The organism is Enterococcus sp. S86.2 (genome assembly GCF_059834485.2).
On record NZ_CM206813.1, the window covers coordinates 313957 to 330638 of the forward strand.

Consider the following 16682-nt stretch of genomic DNA (forward strand, 5'->3'; position numbering starts at 1 on the left):
TCCAAAAATTTCATTAATAATCCTGTTATTTAACTGTTTGAAATACTTTAGTGCACGATAAATGCGATTTGAATTGTGTAATATTATATTTTGATTAAAAGATAAGTTTTTGATAAAATTAGACTATAAAACTAATTTTAAATATAAGTGATTTCAAAGTAAATTGTTGAAATTTTGTTTAGGCAGAAAGGAACAGGCTAATGAAGAAGGGCAAATACTTATCATTGTTTACCGTTATGCTATTACTCGTGCCTTATATATTTATCTTAGCTGGGGTGAATGCCAAAGCAGATGAAATTTATCAATATCAGGACAAGCGTTTTATTGCCACCGAAGAAGTTGACATTTCTTACAAGTACACGGTTAACCAAAAAGAAAATAGTATTTATTGGCAAATTGAATTTACCAAAAATGCGATTCAAGATGAAACAAAATTGGGAATCCAAGTGGTGGATGTGGATGACAATTTAGTGGCCGCTACTAACACCCGATTTCCAGAAAAAAAGTTTAGTCGTACGACCAATAGTGCCAAAGAAATCGGCGTGGTTGAAAAGACAGCAAATAAAGTCAAGGAAAAAACCACCTATCAAATGGTTTTTCGGACGCAAATTAGAGTTGCAAAGCCGACTTATCGTTTAGGAATTCGTCTGCTGGGACAGCGGTTGAATGCAAATAATGGCCAATTACAAGAAATCAATTTTCATAGTGCGGGAAAAGTTTTGGAGATGAAAGCTGCACCAGTTGATAAAATTGAAATCATCTCACTGGATGCATTGTTACCAAAAAACAAAAAAGTTTCTCCTATTTCAGAAAGTGTATTAAAAGTTTTTGCTAACGGCAGCTGGCAAGATTACAACACAGTGCCAGATGTTGTCATTGACGAAGGAACCGAGCTGCATTTAGAGCAGATCATTGATATTAAAAAGTTTATAGCCAATCCAGCTGTCGCTCAGGCAATCGGGCAAGCAGAAAATCAGACTGCTGCTAGGGGTAAGGAACTACAACTTAGTTACACGTTCCAATTTGGGATTGATAAACGGTTTAAACTGCCAGAACAAGCTAGTACGATACAGCCGATTCGCTTGGAGAATAAGGACGTTAATTACGGCTATTATAAAATTAAGTCTGCCAAAATGGACAGTCAGGAACACATTTGGGAAGTAACATTAAATCAAAATGCATTTTTTATCGATAATTTAATTTTACCTTTGGTATTAGAAACTGGCATTGAATTAGAAGATGATAGTGGTCATGCAAATTTATTATTGGCACAAACGGCTACAGCTAAAAAAGAGCAAGAAATTAAAACAACACAGTTGAGTTTTAAAATTGAAGAAACAACATCGCCAAACCAGACATTGGTGTATGATACTCAACTTGGTGGCGTGCCCATCGTATGGGAGACGACCGTTACACCAAAAAAAGTGGCTGGAAAATATGCCAAAATTAATAGTATGACGTTAACAAGCGATGACATAACACCGCCTTATAAAGATGATGAAACCAGTAGCGGCGACGGCTTTGATTTTTTCTTTACCAACGAAAAGTTAAAGGAAGTCCTCAAGCAAAAACAGCTGCCGCTGTTTGATATTACGGCGTACGACGAAAGTGGACAAAAAGTTGCCGTTCCCCGCTATGAATTAGTTCACGTAGATGAAAAAACCAATCGCTCGCAAGTCGAATTTGTTGAAGAAGTTGCTGTTAAATTGGTTATTAAGACGACAACGGTAACGCGTAAAATGCATGCAGCTCGAAATGTGGTAAATCGGGTCAGTGGGACTTCTAAAAATGCAGGCAGTGCAGTGAGTGAAAAAACATTGGCAGTACCTGAGCATCGGCTGCATTTAGTAAATGATAGTCAAGCTGAAGAATCATTTGAATGGCGGGCTGCTTATTATCGAAATGCGCAAAGCACCGGGAAAATGACAACCACAGGCACACCAGGAACTGAAACAATCACATTAACGGTGAATGCAGGGAAGTTGGATAGCGACTCGATTAAAATTTTTGATGAAGATGGAATTAAAGGCCGCAAATTAGATGAGCGCCTGTATTCTGTGGATAAAGTTGACGATCAGACTGTGACAATTACTTTTTTTGATTTTGTGAAAAATGATCCAAAAGCAAAATTAACCGATGGCCGGTATTATATTTGTTATAACTCGACAGAAAAAGACGCACAAAAAGTCGTGGCTAAAGTTTTTAGTAATACAGGGTTAGCAGCTGAGGCCACTAGTGAGAAAAAAATGGCAATCGCCGTTAATCCAGTCGCTTTTAGTGGCTGGCACAATACGATGTTGTGGGAAGTAGAAGCCAAGACGATTCGTGCAAAAGGTCCGGTCGAATTAGCCTTAACCTTGGAACAGCGTGGCCAAAATTTTTATTTTAAAAAAGGCGATGTGCCTAAGACCTATGACTCAGCTGAGATTGAAAGATTAACGAATGAAAAAGGCGTTGTGGTAACAGCAACCAATGCGGCCGGTGTTACTCGTTATTTAAAAGATGACGAATACACGTTGCAGGTTAGCAATAAAAAAGAGCTGACTTCCGCAACGGGTGCGTGGGAAGGCAAGAGGGCGGGATTACAGATTATCGTGCCAGAAAAAGTAAAGGCCGCAACCCAAAAAATTACGGTCTATTTGCAAACAAGGACAGGTGGTATTGCCGATATTGAAGCGATGCCGGCGAAAAAAAATAATATGTATCTTGACGCTGCCCTAACACAAGCCAATCATAGTGTGAAAACAACCGGAATCTCCACGATTAGTGATGAGCGTTTTTTACAAAATATGGATAGCCAAGCAGTCTACAATGAAAGTCGTAGTAAGATTGACTGGATTTATTTTGCGAATACCCGCCGTTACGATTTGAAAAAAGAGCAAAGCTACACCATTTCCTTAGACAAAGAGCGGGTAATCAAGGCAAATCAAAGTGAGTATCATTACTTCACCGAAAAAGATTTAAACCAAATTCGTGTGTATCAATTAATTCCAGATGAAAATGCCAAGTCAAAAGGAATTTATGCCAATGCTAATAAAACCTTATTAGCTAAATCGCAGTATCATATTGTAAAAAAAGAGCCCATAACCCAAGGCGGGGAAACTTTTTACAAAGAAGTGGAAATCATTTTAGATGAAGACTTGGGGTGTTGTGGCTTAGCGATAGAAGTTTCTTCGACCTTTGATCAAAGTGCGGATTTAAACCAAGAGACAGCTAGTGGAAGTTACAGTTTCGTTGGCGATTTTTCATTTGAATATGGCGGACGCAAATTTCAAAAGAGTGAAGCGGAATATTTGTTAAAAAGAGATCGCCTGTTTTGTAATGAAGGTTTTTATGACGCAAAAGACAATACCGTTACCTGGGATATATTGGTAAATGCCCAATGGGATAGCTTAGAGCAGCTAGTAATTGAAGGTGCCCCAGTGGAAAATCAAGTCATTGATTTAACCAGTATTGAAGTGTCTCATCCGACAATTATTGAAGGAGAATATTTTCCCGGAAAAAAAGTCAACAATGAGGAACGCTTATTTGATGTTCGGCTAAATGCCGATGATAACTATCAAAATGGCTTTCGCATCGATGTGAATCGCAAAGTTGATTTTCCTCTTTACATTCGTTACAAGGCTAAAGTAGTAGGGGACAGTCAAGCGGTTAGTAGTAAAACAAGAGTAAGTGCAGCTGAACAAGAAACACTAGAAGTGCAGCGAGAATTGGGTCTGCATAATCCGAATAAAGCCCAAAAGCAGACGAGTTATACGTTGAACATTGCTAATTTGGTTAAAGGGCCGGCCACACCAATTAAAAATTCGCAATTGCGCTTGGAGAAAAAAACATCAAGCGGCTGGCAAACCGTTACGACTGAAATTAAGACAAACGAGCATGGAATTGCCAAAGTAGACAATTTAACAGCGGGAGAATATCGAATTAATGAAATAAAAGTTGCGGGATTTTTGTTAAATGAAAAACCCTATTATTTTAAAGTTCCCTTTAATCCAGCTGAGATAGACACAATTAATGCAGATAAGTTTTTGTTGACCGGCCGTAATGAAGTGATTGATGTAATCATTTATAACGAATTAAAGCCTTTTGATGTGACCATAATTTATAAAGATAATGAAGGAGATACGTTAACTGGCGGGCGGATGCATTTGGCAAATCAAACCGGAGAAATTTCCCATAACCTCCCTGGTGTCGCATCACCAGAATTAGCCCAATTTGTGGTGAAGGACTTACCAACAGGTATTTATCAGATAAAAGAGTTACGCGCACCAGCAGGCTATCAAGAAATGGCGAGTGCCATAACGTTGTCCATTGTCAACACTGGCAGTGTTTTAATCAATGGGGACAACACCAACTTGGATTATTTAGGCGGGTTTGTAAATGGGGAGGATCGCTCATTTGTGAAATTAAAGGGCGGTAGCCAAAACAATCAAGTTATGATTGAAATTTTAAATCACCCGATTGCGGCCACGAGAGCTGAAAATCGCCATAATCGCGAGTTCTTCACAGTTGGAGTAGCGTCAATTTTTGCAATTCGAAATATCGCGGATATCTATTATGTTTGTGGGAAAACACCAATTCGAATCGTGGACAAAAATAACAAAGGGAGCAGAAAAGATGAGTAAAAAAAAGGCTAATAAAAACAAAATGTCCAAAGATGAAAAAATTAATTTAGCTCTGAAATTTACGATGGTTATTTTGTTTTTAGTCGGAGCAGGTGTTTTTTCGTATCCTTTTGTAGTAGATTCTTTAAACAATTATATTGATCAGCAGCGGATTGAAGCGTATCAAAAAGAATTACAGGAAAAAAATGAAAAAGAAGCCGCCGCGATAAAAAGAAAAAAAGCGGCAGAAAATGCCAAAATGGCGCAACAAGGCACGAGTATTCCAGGCATGGGGGTAGTAGAAGATCCCTTTGAAGAAAGTGTAGGCGACAATTCTTCGCCAGGAAGAGCCTATTTTGCCAAGCACACAGTCGGAGCAATTTACATTCCCAAAATCAATGTTAGTCTACCTGTTTTTGACACGACCAATGATGTATTACTGGATAAAGGCGCAACAATTTTACAAGGCAGTTCATTTCCAATTGGGGGTAAAAGCACACATTCGGTCATTACGGGTCACACGGGACTGCCCGATAAAATGATCTTTACGGATGTAGATAAGTTAAAAAAAGGTGATAAATTTTATTTGGAAATTTTAAACGAGAAACTCGCTTATCAGGTGACAAAAATTGAAACAGTATTACCAAATGAGTTAGATATGTTGAAAGTTGTGCCAAATCAAGATTTGGTAACGCTGGTTACTTGTACCCCGTATATGATCAATTCTCATCGCTTATTAGTCACAGGAAGTCGTATTCCCTATGAAGAAGAAATGACAAAACAAATTCAAAAGGCAAAGGAATATCATAAGCGACGTCTGGTTGAATACATTGGGATCATTGTCTTAACATTAGGAGTCTTCTTGTATTGGGTTTGGCGTAAATTCGTGCTGATTGCTAGTCGTAAACATCGTTACGATTTAGTTTTTCAAGTCGTTGACGGAAATAAGCAGCCTGTTGCAGGCAAAACTTTTCGTTTACTAGATTATCGCAGTCGGCAATTGGAAAGTGCGCTAGGCGATTTTCCTAAAGCCGTTACAAGTGATGAAAATGGGCAAGTCTTGTTTAAACAAATTCCGGGAAATATTTATCGGATTGTTTGGGAAGATACCGATAAACCCTATTTGAAAGCAAAAATTGGTCGTGTGAAAGACAGTCGTTTTAAGATAAAAACGAAAAAAGGACTGTTGGAAAAAGTTGGTAAAAATAGACAACGCAACTATCAAATGAATTGGCAAAGGAGCAAACCATGAAGAAAAAAGCGCCTAAAGGTAGTGTGAAACGGCTCATTGGCAGTATCATGATAATTTTAATGTTTGCGATCGGATCCTTAATTGCTTTATATCCATTTTATATTAATGCGTTAAATGACTTTTTAGATGAAAAACGATTGGAACAAGTTCAAAAAGATTTGGCGACAAAGCAAGATGAATTGGAAAAAAAGCGTAAAGAAAACGAAGCATTAACAAAGGGCGGGTTCGCACCAGGAAATGATCCTTTCGCAGAAGAGATTAGCGATAAGCAAGACGAAGCATATTATCAAAAACATTTGATTGGTAGAATTGCCATTCCTAAAATTGAAGTGGATATTCCATTGTTTGATACCACCAATCACTTTCTTTTAAATCGGGGCGCGACAGTTTTACAAGGGACATCTTTTCCCACCGGAGGAGCAAATACCCATACGATTATTTCAGCCCACAGTGGTTTGCCGGATAGAATTTTATTCACAGACTTAGAAAAAGTAAAAAAGGGCGATCAATTTGTGTTAACTGTCTATGGAAAGAAATTGGCCTATGAAGTCAATAAAATCGAAGTGGTGCTTCCTTCTGAAACAAGCACCTTGAAAATTGAAGCAGGACAAGATCTAGCGACGTTGATTACCTGTACGCCGTATATGATTAATTCCCACCGTTTGTTAGTTACCGGACATCGCGTGCCCTATACTAAGAAATTGGAAAAGGCCGTAGAAAAAGGGAATACTGCGCGGGAACAAAAAAATGTTTTGATTATTGCCGGCACAATTTTGTTAGTATTACTGATGCTTTATTTATTGTATCGTGCGGTTAAGGCCTTTATTTTAAAACGGCGCCGTTTTGATTTGACCTTTGTCAGAGAAGACGATACCGGAGAAAAAATTGCGACAGCTCACTATATTTTATTTAATAAAAAAGGCAAGGCACCGGTGATTCGCAATGGGGATACCTTAAAAGCTACGGCTAACGCCGATGGAATGGTGACGTTTCAAGATTTACCAGGAGCTATGTACACCTTAAAAGAAATCAGTCCAGATAACACTTTATCGCTAAAAGTTGGCGTTAAAGGCTGGCGACAAAAAGCAATCCAGTTTTATCCAAAGTCAAAACAAAAAAGCTGGGTAGTGCATTCAGACAACCCAATCATTCGTAAATAAAGCAAAAAACAGGTCTGTGATAATTTTTATCACAGGCCTGTTTTGTACACCATAAAAAAGAAAAATAAACTGGTTTTACCAGGCCGCTTAGTTACAACCAGTTTTTATTAAGGTTCAATTTTTAGTAGCAGATAAGCAATGCTCAGAAAAACCAAAAGAAATTTTTCAAACGAAAGTAAAAGCAAAACTATGGTAAAATATGGAAGTATAGTCTTGAACTTTATAGGAGGACAATGGGTGAAAGGTCAAATCAGAAAAGCTTTAAGTGGCTTTTATTATGTAGTAGCAGAAGATACCACGTATCAAACAAGAGGACGGGGGAATTTTCGCAAGCGTAAATTGACGCCCTTGGTTGGAGATTGGGTTGAATTTGAAAGTAGTAATTTAACTGATGGTTATATTTTGGATTTGTTACCACGTAAAAATGAATTAGTGCGTCCCCCAGTAGCCAATGTTGATTTGGGAATTGTCGTCATCAGTATGGTGGAACCGGCTTTTTCTTATAACTTATTAGATCGATTCTTGGTCAATTTAGAATACAAAGAGATTGAGCCGGTCATTTATTTAAGTAAGTTAGACTTATTGCAGGATACACAGCAGCTTGCGCATGTTAAAGCGGTTTACGAAAAAATCGGCTATAAAGTCATTGCCTCAGAAAATGAGAAAGTAAATATAGCCGCCTTGAAAAAGTTATTTAAAGACAAACTAAGTGTTTTCATGGGCCAATCAGGTGCCGGTAAATCGACTTTATTAAATAAAATCCGACCAGATTTAAAATTAGCTACGGCTGCTATTTCGGACTATTTGGGGCGGGGGAAACATACAACGCGCCATGTCGAATTACTGCCAATCGACGGCGGTCTTGTTGCAGATACGCCTGGGTTTAGTTCATTGGAATTTCAAGATATTACCGCCTATGAGTTGCCTCGGATGTTTCCAGAATTTGTCGCTGCGGCCCCTTTTTGTAAGTTTCGCGAGTGCCAGCATGTCAATGAACCCGGCTGTGAAGTCAAACATCGCGTAGAACAAGGCGAAATTGCATCAGTACGTTATGATAATTATTTGCAATTTTTAGCAGAGATTGAAAAACGGCGTCCAATCTATAAGAAAAATAAATAACCTTTTATTTGAAAATTGTCAGGAGGAGTTTTTATGAAAATTGCACCATCGATTTTAAGTGCAGATTTTGCCAATTTAGCAAGAGATATTCAACGCGTTGAAAAAGCAGGTGTTGATTACATTCACGTTGATGTAATGGACGGGCACTTTGTTCCCAATATTACAATTGGCCCTGCTGTCGTTGCAGCGATTCGTCCGGTAACGAAATTACCTTTGGACTGTCATTTAATGATTGAAAATCCGGAAAATTATATCTTAGACTTTGCTAAAGCAGGAGCAGACATCATTAATGTTCACGTAGAAGCAACACCGCATATTCATCGGGCGTTGCAAATGATAAAAAATGAGAATGTTAAAGCAGGGGTAACCATCAATCCGGGCACTCCGGTTGTGGCTATTCAACACGTATTGCAGATGGCTGATTTAGTATTGGTGATGACTGTAAATCCTGGTTTTGGCGGCCAAGCCTTTATTAGTGAAGCAGTTGAAAAAGTTAAAGAATTGAAAGCTTTAAAAGAAAAATTCGGCTATCACTACGAAATTGAAGTAGATGGCGGAATTGTGCCTGAAACAGCAGAAATTTGTAAAGCGGCTGGCGCAGATGTTTTTGTGGCCGGTTCTTATATTTACAATGCCCCCGATATAGAAAAACGAATTGCCGCTTTGAAAGAAGCTTTGGCCAAATGAATATTTTACTAGTGGCAGGTGGGGATCCTAAACTTTGGCCAGCAGATATTATGGTCAAGCCCTTTGATTTATTTGTCGGGATTGATCGCGGTGCACTTTTTTTATTGGAAGAAAATAAAGAAGTGGCTTTAGCAGTAGGAGATTTTGATTCCTTAAGTAAAAAAGAGCATGACCTAGTGGGACAAAAAGCACAGGAAATCCTGTCGGCGATTGCTGAAAAAGATGACACCGATACCCAACTGGCCTTAGCTTCAATTTTTGCAAAATATCCTTTAGCCCAGGTGACGTTAATCGGCGCAACGGGTGGTCGTCTTGATCATTTATTGGCTAATATTTGGCTAGGCGTAGAACCACGCTTTACACCTTTTATGCAGCAAATTACGATTCGTGATAATAAAAACTGCTTAAGTTATTTGCCAGCGGGAAAACATCGCGTAAAAAAAATTCCGGGGCTAAAATATTTAGCTTACTGTTGTTTAACCCCTGTTTCAAAACTTACGTTAACAAAAAGCAAATACACATTAAATCAGGTAGAAGTATTACAGCCAACGTCATATGCTAGTAATGAATTTATCGGCCAAGAAGCTGAAATCAGTTTTGCCAGCGGCATTGTAGCAGTCATTCAAAGTCGGGATTAGTAAAACCTAATTTAGCTTTAGCTAAAAAGAAACTAAGTAAAAAAGCTGTTTGAAGTAATTTTTTGTAACAGTTTCTTACTTGAAGACCAGGCTAGTTCTCTAGTGGTGCTAGCTGGGGAGTTGTTAGTAAAAGTGAAAGCTGCACGTTGTAACTTTAAAAAACGCTCTTATTAAAAGGGGTGTTACACAAGGTTTGCAAGGTGTTTTAATGAAAATAAGTCGGATACCTAAAATGCGCGTAGCAATTTTTTAGGGCCGGCTTATTTTTTTACATAGGTCTAGCTCGTTCATTTTTTCTGCTGGATAAAAATCGCACTTGACGGGTATAAAATTACAGTCGCTAAGCTTTACTTTATCCAATTTGTGTAAAGAAGATGATTATTTTACAAAAAATCTCTTAAGAGTCTATACCTGCCTTTTGTTTAAAAGACTTTAGTGGTAAAATCATTACTATCAGTCGCACGCAACCGTGCCGGCTTTTTTCTTGAGGGGTGTATTTGTGAAGAAATTTAATCCGAATAAAAATATTATCATTACGCTGATTTTAGTCATCGTGGTGGTTTCTGTGATAAGTATTACGGCAGCTAGAAGAGCCAATAGCGAAAAAACAAACTTGGGTCAGTCTGTTGCAAATGATAGTGTCGCAATTGTTGACCGCGTTATTAGTGCGCCAGTTAAATTTGTTGAAAATACTTTTAGTAATGTGCACAATTTATTTGTGACTTATAGTGAAAATGAACGGTTAAAAAATAAAATCGATTCTTATGATGAATTGGCACAAAAAACTAAAAATCAAGAACGAGAAATAAAAAAACTACAATCTGAATTGAAATTAAATGAGACGTTGACAGATTTTGAAAAGGTTTCGGCTAACGTCATTACCCGCTCACCGGATGCTTGGCAGGATATGCTGGTCATTGATAAGGGGTCAAAAGACGGCTTGAAAGTCAATATGGCAGTTATGTCACAAAAAGGTCTCGTGGGTCGGATTGTTGAAGTCAACTTAGCTTCTGCAAAAGTCGAATTACTTACTTCTGCGAATCAAAATTCCAATCATTTTCCTGTTCGAATTTCCGGCAAAGACGGCGAAACTTTTGGTCTACTGCGAAATTATGATGAAAAAACAGGGACGATGATTGTCAATCAACTGACCGGCGAGAAAAAATTAAAAGCTGGCGATGTGGTCCAAACTTCAGGCTTAGGCGGAAATTCTCCGGCGGATTTACCAGTTGGAACAGTCGTTGAATTTAAGTCGGACGATTACGGTCTAGACAAGCAAGTTTATGTGAAACCTTATGCGGACTTATACGATATGTCTGTTGTCACGGTCGTAAAAAGAGCGGTAGGTGACAGTGACTAATGGTAAAAAAAGATACTGTGAAATACTATGCGGCCCCAACTTTTTTCATCTTAATGCTGCTGGATGGTCAGTTTACCCGCTTGTTGGAAAATTGGAGTCGTAATTATTACATTGCCAATGCGCATTTATTGCTCCTTGGACTTATGTGTGGCTGCATGGTTTTATCAAAACGCTACATGTTAATTACCTCAGTAGTATTGGGAATGTTGTTTGATATGTATTATGTCGGCGTATTAGGTATTTACATGGTGGCTTTGCCACTGAGTGTCTGGTTGATGTATGCCTTAGCGGATACGCTGTATCGTAACGTTTTCACGATGTTTTTTGGCATGATTATTTTTGTTACTTTATTTGAACTGGTGACACTGAGCATTCAAATGCTATTTAAACTTGCTGATGTAAGTGATACGTTTTTTATCAGTCGTTTTTTAGGCCCGACCTTGTTAATCAATATGCTTTTATTCATAATTTTTATTTTTCCCTTCAAAAAATTATTTGTTATCGAATAATTTTTGAAGGTTTTTTTATGCTTACAACTTTGTCATATAAAAAAGTGCATTTGAAACATTTTTGTAACATTTCGTTTATCTTAATGTCATATGGCTGTGGTACAATTTTCATGTCGTCGGGAAAGGTCTAAAAAAATTCCCGAATAATTAAGAAAAAATTCAAAGTAAGCCAGTCGGAGGAATGAAGAGTGAAGAAGAGTTTGTTATCAGCATTGTTAGTTTGCTCATTAACACTTACAGCAGTTGCAGCTCCCAGTGTAGCCGCGGCAGATACTATCGATCAAAAAATTGAAAATCAAGATAAAGTAATCAACGATTTAAAAGGGCAACAAGCTAGCGCCCAAGCACAAATCGATACACTTGAAAGCGAAGTTGCAGCCATTACAGCTAAAGCCGAAGCTTTGGTTAACGACCAAGTTAAATTAAATAAAGACACACAAAAATTACAAAAAGAAATTGCAGACTTGAAAGTTCGGATTGCAAAACGGGAAGAAGCGATTAAAAAGCAAGCCCGTGACGTCCAAGTGAATGGCCAAAGCACGAACTTTATCGATGCAGTTGTAGAATCTGATTCTCTAACAGATGCTATTGGTCGTGTTCAAGCAATGACAACAATTGTTAAAGCGAACAACGATTTAGTAAAACAACAAAAAGCTGATAAAAAAGCCGTTGAAGATAAAAAAGCTGAAAACGACAAAAAATTAGCCCAAATCCAAGCAAACCAAGCCGAACTTGAAACTCAAAAAGCAGACGTTCAAGGCAAACAAGCAGATTTAAATGCAATGAAAGCAGACCTTGCTTTGCAACAAAATACTGCTGAAGGCCAAAAAGCTGGCTTGCAAAAAGAAAAACAAGAAGCAGAAGCAGAACAAGCGCGCATTCGCGAACAAGAAAAACAAACGGAAGCTGCACGTAAACAAGCACAAGAACAAGCAGCGCAAGATGCTGTAGCGCAAAGCGCAACAACAGAAGAATCTAGTTCAGCTAGCTCATCAGCAAGTAATGGTTCTTCAACTGGTTCAGCAAGCAACTCGAATACATCTTCAAGCTCAACTGGTTCATCAAGTACGAATAACAATAGCAATACTGAATCATCAAACAATAATAATAATGGTGGTAGTTCTGCTGCAGAAACACCTAAACCAGAAATTCCAAAACCAGAAATCCCAGCGCCTTCAGGTGGCGGTGTGATTGGTTACGCACAACAATTTATCGGCGTCCCTTATGTTTGGGGTGGTAAAGATCCTTCAGGTTTTGACTGTTCCGGTTTTGTTGGCTACGTTTACTTACACGCAGCTGGCCGTAACATTGGTACTTACACAGTAGCGCAAGAATCTGCTGGTACTATTATTCCTGTAAGTCAAGCACAACCAGGTGATTTATACTTCTGGGGTTCACCAGGTAGCTCACATCACGTTGCAATTGCAATGGGTGGCGGACAATATATTCACGCACCACAACCTGGTCAATCTGTTTCAATCAGTTCTGTTTCTTACTTTGCACCACAATTTGCGGTTCGCATGTAATAAATGAAATTCTGACACGGTCTTCATTTGGAGATCGTGTTTTTTAGTGTAGTCAATCAGTAAAAAGCGTGCTAAAGTAAATATAAATTTGCAACTCGTACAGATAGGTATTTTCTATTTGCTACTCGCTTTAGATAAGGAGAAGAAAACAAATGACATTTGAAGAAATTTTACCCCACTTAAAAAAAGGAGAAGAAATTATTCGTAAAGGCTGGAGCGGTTTTGAACTTTACGTAACCTTAGTAAAAGGAGAAGTGTATGATAATTCCCCTGTTACGCCTTACTTTTTAATTAAAACTGCTGATGAAGGATTTTCGAGCTTTGCTCCAACGGTTTGTGACATTTTGGCAAATGATTGGGAAATTGTCCATGAGTGAGGATGATAACAGCGCGTTTTTAAATCAGGTGGTTTTCGTGACAGGGGTGGCTTCTGGGATTGGTCAGGCACAAGCTAAAGCTTTTTTAGCTGCCGGTGCTAAAGTCTTTGGTGTAGATGTGCAGGAAGACTTTAGCCAAAATTTTATAGATTATGGGGAGAACTTTGTTGGTTATATCGCGGATGTATCAAAAAAAGAAGATTGTCTCAATGCGGTTACCGCTTGCATAACCTGCTTCAATCAAATTGATATTTTATTAAATACCGCTGGAAAATTGGATAACTACAAACCGCTTTTAGAAACCGATGATAATTTATGGCAAGACATTCTTGCGACAAATTTAAATAGCATCTACTACATTACCAAATCCGCTTTACCCGCTTTGATTAAAGCTGAGGGAAGGGTTATTAATATGTGTTCAATTGCCAGCCTTGTCGCAGGCGGTGGTGGGATTAGTTATACCGTTAGTAAACATGCTATTGCTGGATTTACGAAGCAATTGGCGTTAGATTATGCAAGAAAAATTCACGTGGTAGGGATTGCACCAGGAGCAATAAAAACACCAATGAATGCCGCTGACTTTGCTGGGGATGGTAAAATGGCTGCTTGGGTAGCAGAGGAAACGCCAGTTAAACGGTGGGCGCAACCTGAAGAAGTAGCGGATTTAACCTTGTTTTTAGCTAGTAGCAAAGCGCGCTATCTGCAAGGCAATATTGTCCCAATTGATGGCGGTTGGTTATTAAAGTGAAGACAGTTTAATAACCAATATAAAAAGAAGCTTTTTTTTGTTCAGGGTCTTTGCTATAGTTAAAGACAGGGAATAAATCCCACTGCACCACTTCAATCCTTTGGGTGCAGTTTATTACCAAGGTGGATAACCTTGCAAAGGAGAGAGTCAATGGATAATCAAATCAAAAAGTTAGGTTCAGTTCACTGGAAGACAGATGAAGTTGCCAAAATGGCCGTTGTTGCGGCGCTATATGTGGTGGTTACGGTTTTTTTAGCTCCTTTTAGTTTTGGCCAAGTCCAATTGCGCGTAGCAGAAATGTTCAACTTTTTAGCCTTGTACAACAAGCGCTATGTGTGGTCTGTGACCATCGGTTGTGCTATTGCCAACATCGCTTCCCCCAATGGGATCCTTGATGTTTTAATCGGAAGTGTCTGTACTTTTTTTGTGTTAGTTATTTGCCGTAAAATTTGTGCGAGTTTTACGGATATGCGGATTAAAATTGCGATTTGCGCTGTGTTATTTGCCTTTTCGATGTTTACTGTTGCCGGGCAACTAACTATTTTATACAAAATGCCATTTTGGATTAATTGGGGATATATTGCCATTGGCGAGTTACTGTCTATGACTATTGGCGGGATTATCATGTATACGATTGGTCAAAAAATCGATTTAACAAAATAAATTTCTAAAGCAGACGCGATTGAAGGTCTGCTTTTTTTTGTGCTCTTTTATAAGGTAGTTTTCAAAAGAAAGTTGGACGTTTGCAGACTTTCACTGCGACTAAATCAGAATTTCTTTTTTGTTTTGATCGAGCTACTAAAAAAATTATCATTGCAAAAAAGGACAGTGACCAAAACGCGTCACTGCCCTGCCAGATTTTAAAATCCTTATTTTACATACTCTTCTGTTAGTGTCATGAAGTCGTTGATATCATGTAGCACCATATCGATTCCTGCTTGCCAGAAATCTGGTTTAGTTAAATCAACATTTAAATGTTTTTGGGCCAATTCTTCTGTTGTCATAGCAGCAGTATCTCGTAATAAAGCAATGTATTGATCTTCAAAATTACCATCACTTTTCATAGCTTGGGCATAAATTCCCATACTAAACAAGTAGCCAAATGTATATGGGAAGTTATAAAATGGCACATCATCAATAAAGAAATGTAATTTTGCTGCCCAGAAATGAGGATGATATTTTGCTAAACCATCGGCATAAGCTTCTTTTTGGGCAGCTACCATCATTTCTGTAATTTTTTCTGGTGCCACTAGACCCTGTTGGCGGGCAGTGTAAAAATCATTTTCAAAAATAAAGCGGGCATGAATGTTCATAAACATCGCAATCGCATTTTGCATTTTTGCATCTAATAAATTGATTTTTTCTGCTTTGGTTGTTGCGCCTTTTAACGTTGCGTCAGCGACGATTAGTTCTGCAAACGTACTAGCAGTTTCGGCAACGTTCATGGCATAATCTTGATTCAAGCGGGGAATGTCCCATAAAACACTGCTGTGAAAAGCATGTCCTAATTCATGGGCTAATGTGGCCACTTCGTTAATAGAATTGCTATAGGTCATGAAAATGCGTGACTCTTGTGTTTCTGGTAATTCGGTACAATAGCCACCAGGACGTTTGCCGGGACGATCTTCTGCTTCAATCCAGCTTTTTTCAAAAGCCATTTGGGCAAAATCTGCCATTTTTGGACTGAATTTGCGGAAGTTATCTAAGATAAAAGCAGCCGCTTCGTCATAAGTGAAAGTGCGTTCTGTCATACCGTCCAAAATAATCGGAGCATCTTGATCTTGCCATTCCATCTTCTCTTTACCGAATAATTGTGCTTTTCTCGTTAGAAAGTCTACGATTGGTTGCTTATTTTTTTGAATAGTTCCCCACATCGCATCAAGTGTGGCTTTTGACATCCGATTGTATTCCAACGGTTGTTTTAAATAATCGGTTGTGCCATGTAATTTGTAAGTGGATAAACGAAAACCATCCAAATGATTTAACGTATCGGCAAATAAATCGGCTTTTTCGCGCCAAACATTTTCCCAGGTGGCAAATAAAGCAGCCCGCACCTCTTTATCAGGATCTCCCATCATTTTATTGAAAGCTTGACCGGCAGATAGTTTTTGGACGTTGCCTGCTTCATCGGTAAAAGGGATCTCAATGGTTGCAACTAGTGTATCGTAGTGTTGACTCCAAGCGTTCAAGCCATCCAAAGATAACGTATTGATAATATTTTCAGCTTCTTCAGATAACAATTCATTACCATCACGCCGAATTTCGCTTAAACGAAAGGCAACAGTTTTTAACGCATCGCTTGTCAGGAGGTTAGACCAATCTTGATCTGAAATTTCAGTGAATTTTTTCGCTAAGATTGTTTCACTTAATTGAAAGATTGGGGAGAGTGAAGTTAATTTGCCATAACGAATTTTGGCATCCACATCGGTTACATCAGCAGACATTAGTGCGTTTAAAAATGAACTGCATTGAGAAAAACCGTTGGCAATCTTTTCTCGTAAGTTTAATAGAGCTGCTAAATTTACGGTAATATCACGATCTTTTACCTCAAAATTTTTGACCTTGCTTTGATAGTCTTTTAATTGCTCTTCTAAGAGTTCCATCCGGCCAGTCAGTTCCTTTGATTGACTACCACCAGGGAAAATACTGTCTAAATCCCATGTTAATGCGTACATCTACAACACTTCTTTCTATTAATTTAA

13 protein-coding genes are annotated in these 16682 nt (G+C 38.4%); 12 read left to right on the forward strand and 1 reads right to left on the reverse strand.

Going from position 1 to position 16682, the window contains the following annotated elements; all coding sequences use genetic code 11:
* Nucleotides 1-200: 200 nt before the first annotated feature.
* The 12 genes from AC6R0T_RS01315 to AC6R0T_RS01370 all read left to right on the forward strand — a co-directional run bounded on the left by AC6R0T_RS01315 (nt 201) and on the right by AC6R0T_RS01370 (nt 14643).
* Nucleotides 201-4625, forward strand: coding sequence for a SpaA isopeptide-forming pilin-related protein (locus tag AC6R0T_RS01315; RefSeq protein ID WP_303753556.1), 4425 nt, complete (start codon nt 201-203; stop codon nt 4623-4625).
* The gene (locus tag AC6R0T_RS01320) at nt 4618-5856 is read left to right on the forward strand and encodes a class C sortase (RefSeq protein WP_303753555.1); all 1239 of its coding nucleotides are present in this window, start codon (nt 4618-4620) and stop codon (nt 5854-5856) included. Before AC6R0T_RS01315 ends, AC6R0T_RS01320 begins: the two co-directional genes overlap by 8 nt.
* Nucleotides 5853-7016, forward strand: coding sequence for a class C sortase (locus AC6R0T_RS01325; RefSeq protein WP_206902556.1), 1164 nt, complete (start codon nt 5853-5855; stop codon nt 7014-7016). The genes AC6R0T_RS01320 and AC6R0T_RS01325 overlap by 4 nt, the downstream gene beginning before the upstream one ends.
* A gap of 189 nt (nt 7017-7205) precedes the next feature.
* Nucleotides 7206-8135 (forward strand): ribosome small subunit-dependent GTPase A, encoded by a 930-nt coding sequence (rsgA, locus tag AC6R0T_RS01330; RefSeq protein WP_206902555.1) that lies wholly within the window; start codon nt 7206-7208, stop codon nt 8133-8135.
* A gap of 33 nt (nt 8136-8168) precedes the next feature.
* Entirely contained in the window at nt 8169-8822 is a 654-nt protein-coding gene (gene rpe / locus AC6R0T_RS01335) for a ribulose-phosphate 3-epimerase (protein ID WP_206902554.1), read from the forward strand.
* Entirely contained in the window at nt 8819-9460 is a 642-nt protein-coding gene (locus tag AC6R0T_RS01340; protein ID WP_303753554.1) for a thiamine diphosphokinase, read from the forward strand. Before rpe ends, AC6R0T_RS01340 begins: the two co-directional genes overlap by 4 nt.
* Nucleotides 9461-9959: 499 nt before the next feature.
* Nucleotides 9960-10820 carry a rod shape-determining protein MreC gene (gene mreC / locus AC6R0T_RS01345; protein ID WP_206902552.1) on the forward strand — a complete coding sequence of 287 codons (861 nt, stop codon included), beginning with the start codon at nt 9960-9962 and terminating at the stop codon, nt 10818-10820.
* Nucleotides 10820-11329 (forward strand): rod shape-determining protein MreD, encoded by a 510-nt coding sequence (gene mreD, locus AC6R0T_RS01350; protein WP_206902551.1) that lies wholly within the window; start codon nt 10820-10822, stop codon nt 11327-11329. Before mreC ends, mreD begins: the two co-directional genes overlap by 1 nt.
* Nucleotides 11330-11517: 188 nt before the next feature.
* Nucleotides 11518-12855 (forward strand): C40 family peptidase, encoded by a 1338-nt coding sequence (locus tag AC6R0T_RS01355; RefSeq protein ID WP_303753553.1) that lies wholly within the window; start codon nt 11518-11520, stop codon nt 12853-12855.
* A gap of 152 nt (nt 12856-13007) precedes the next feature.
* Nucleotides 13008-13232 carry a DUF2829 domain-containing protein gene (locus tag AC6R0T_RS01360; RefSeq protein ID WP_303753552.1) on the forward strand — a complete coding sequence of 75 codons (225 nt, stop codon included), beginning with the start codon at nt 13008-13010 and terminating at the stop codon, nt 13230-13232.
* Nucleotides 13207-13980, forward strand: coding sequence for a 3-oxoacyl-ACP reductase (locus tag AC6R0T_RS01365; RefSeq protein WP_526159586.1), 774 nt, complete (start codon nt 13207-13209; stop codon nt 13978-13980). Before AC6R0T_RS01360 ends, AC6R0T_RS01365 begins: the two co-directional genes overlap by 26 nt.
* 150 nt (nt 13981-14130) lie before the next feature.
* The gene (locus AC6R0T_RS01370; RefSeq protein WP_206902548.1) at nt 14131-14643 is read left to right on the forward strand and encodes a QueT transporter family protein; all 513 of its coding nucleotides are present in this window, start codon (nt 14131-14133) and stop codon (nt 14641-14643) included.
* Nucleotides 14644-14849: 206 nt separating this feature from the next.
* On the opposite strand, the gene AC6R0T_RS01375 is transcribed toward AC6R0T_RS01370, so the two are convergent.
* Nucleotides 14850-16655 carry a M3 family oligoendopeptidase gene (locus AC6R0T_RS01375; protein ID WP_303753550.1) on the reverse strand — a complete coding sequence of 602 codons (1806 nt, stop codon included), beginning with the start codon at nt 16653-16655 and terminating at the stop codon, nt 14850-14852.
* Nucleotides 16656-16682 lie beyond the last annotated feature (27 nt).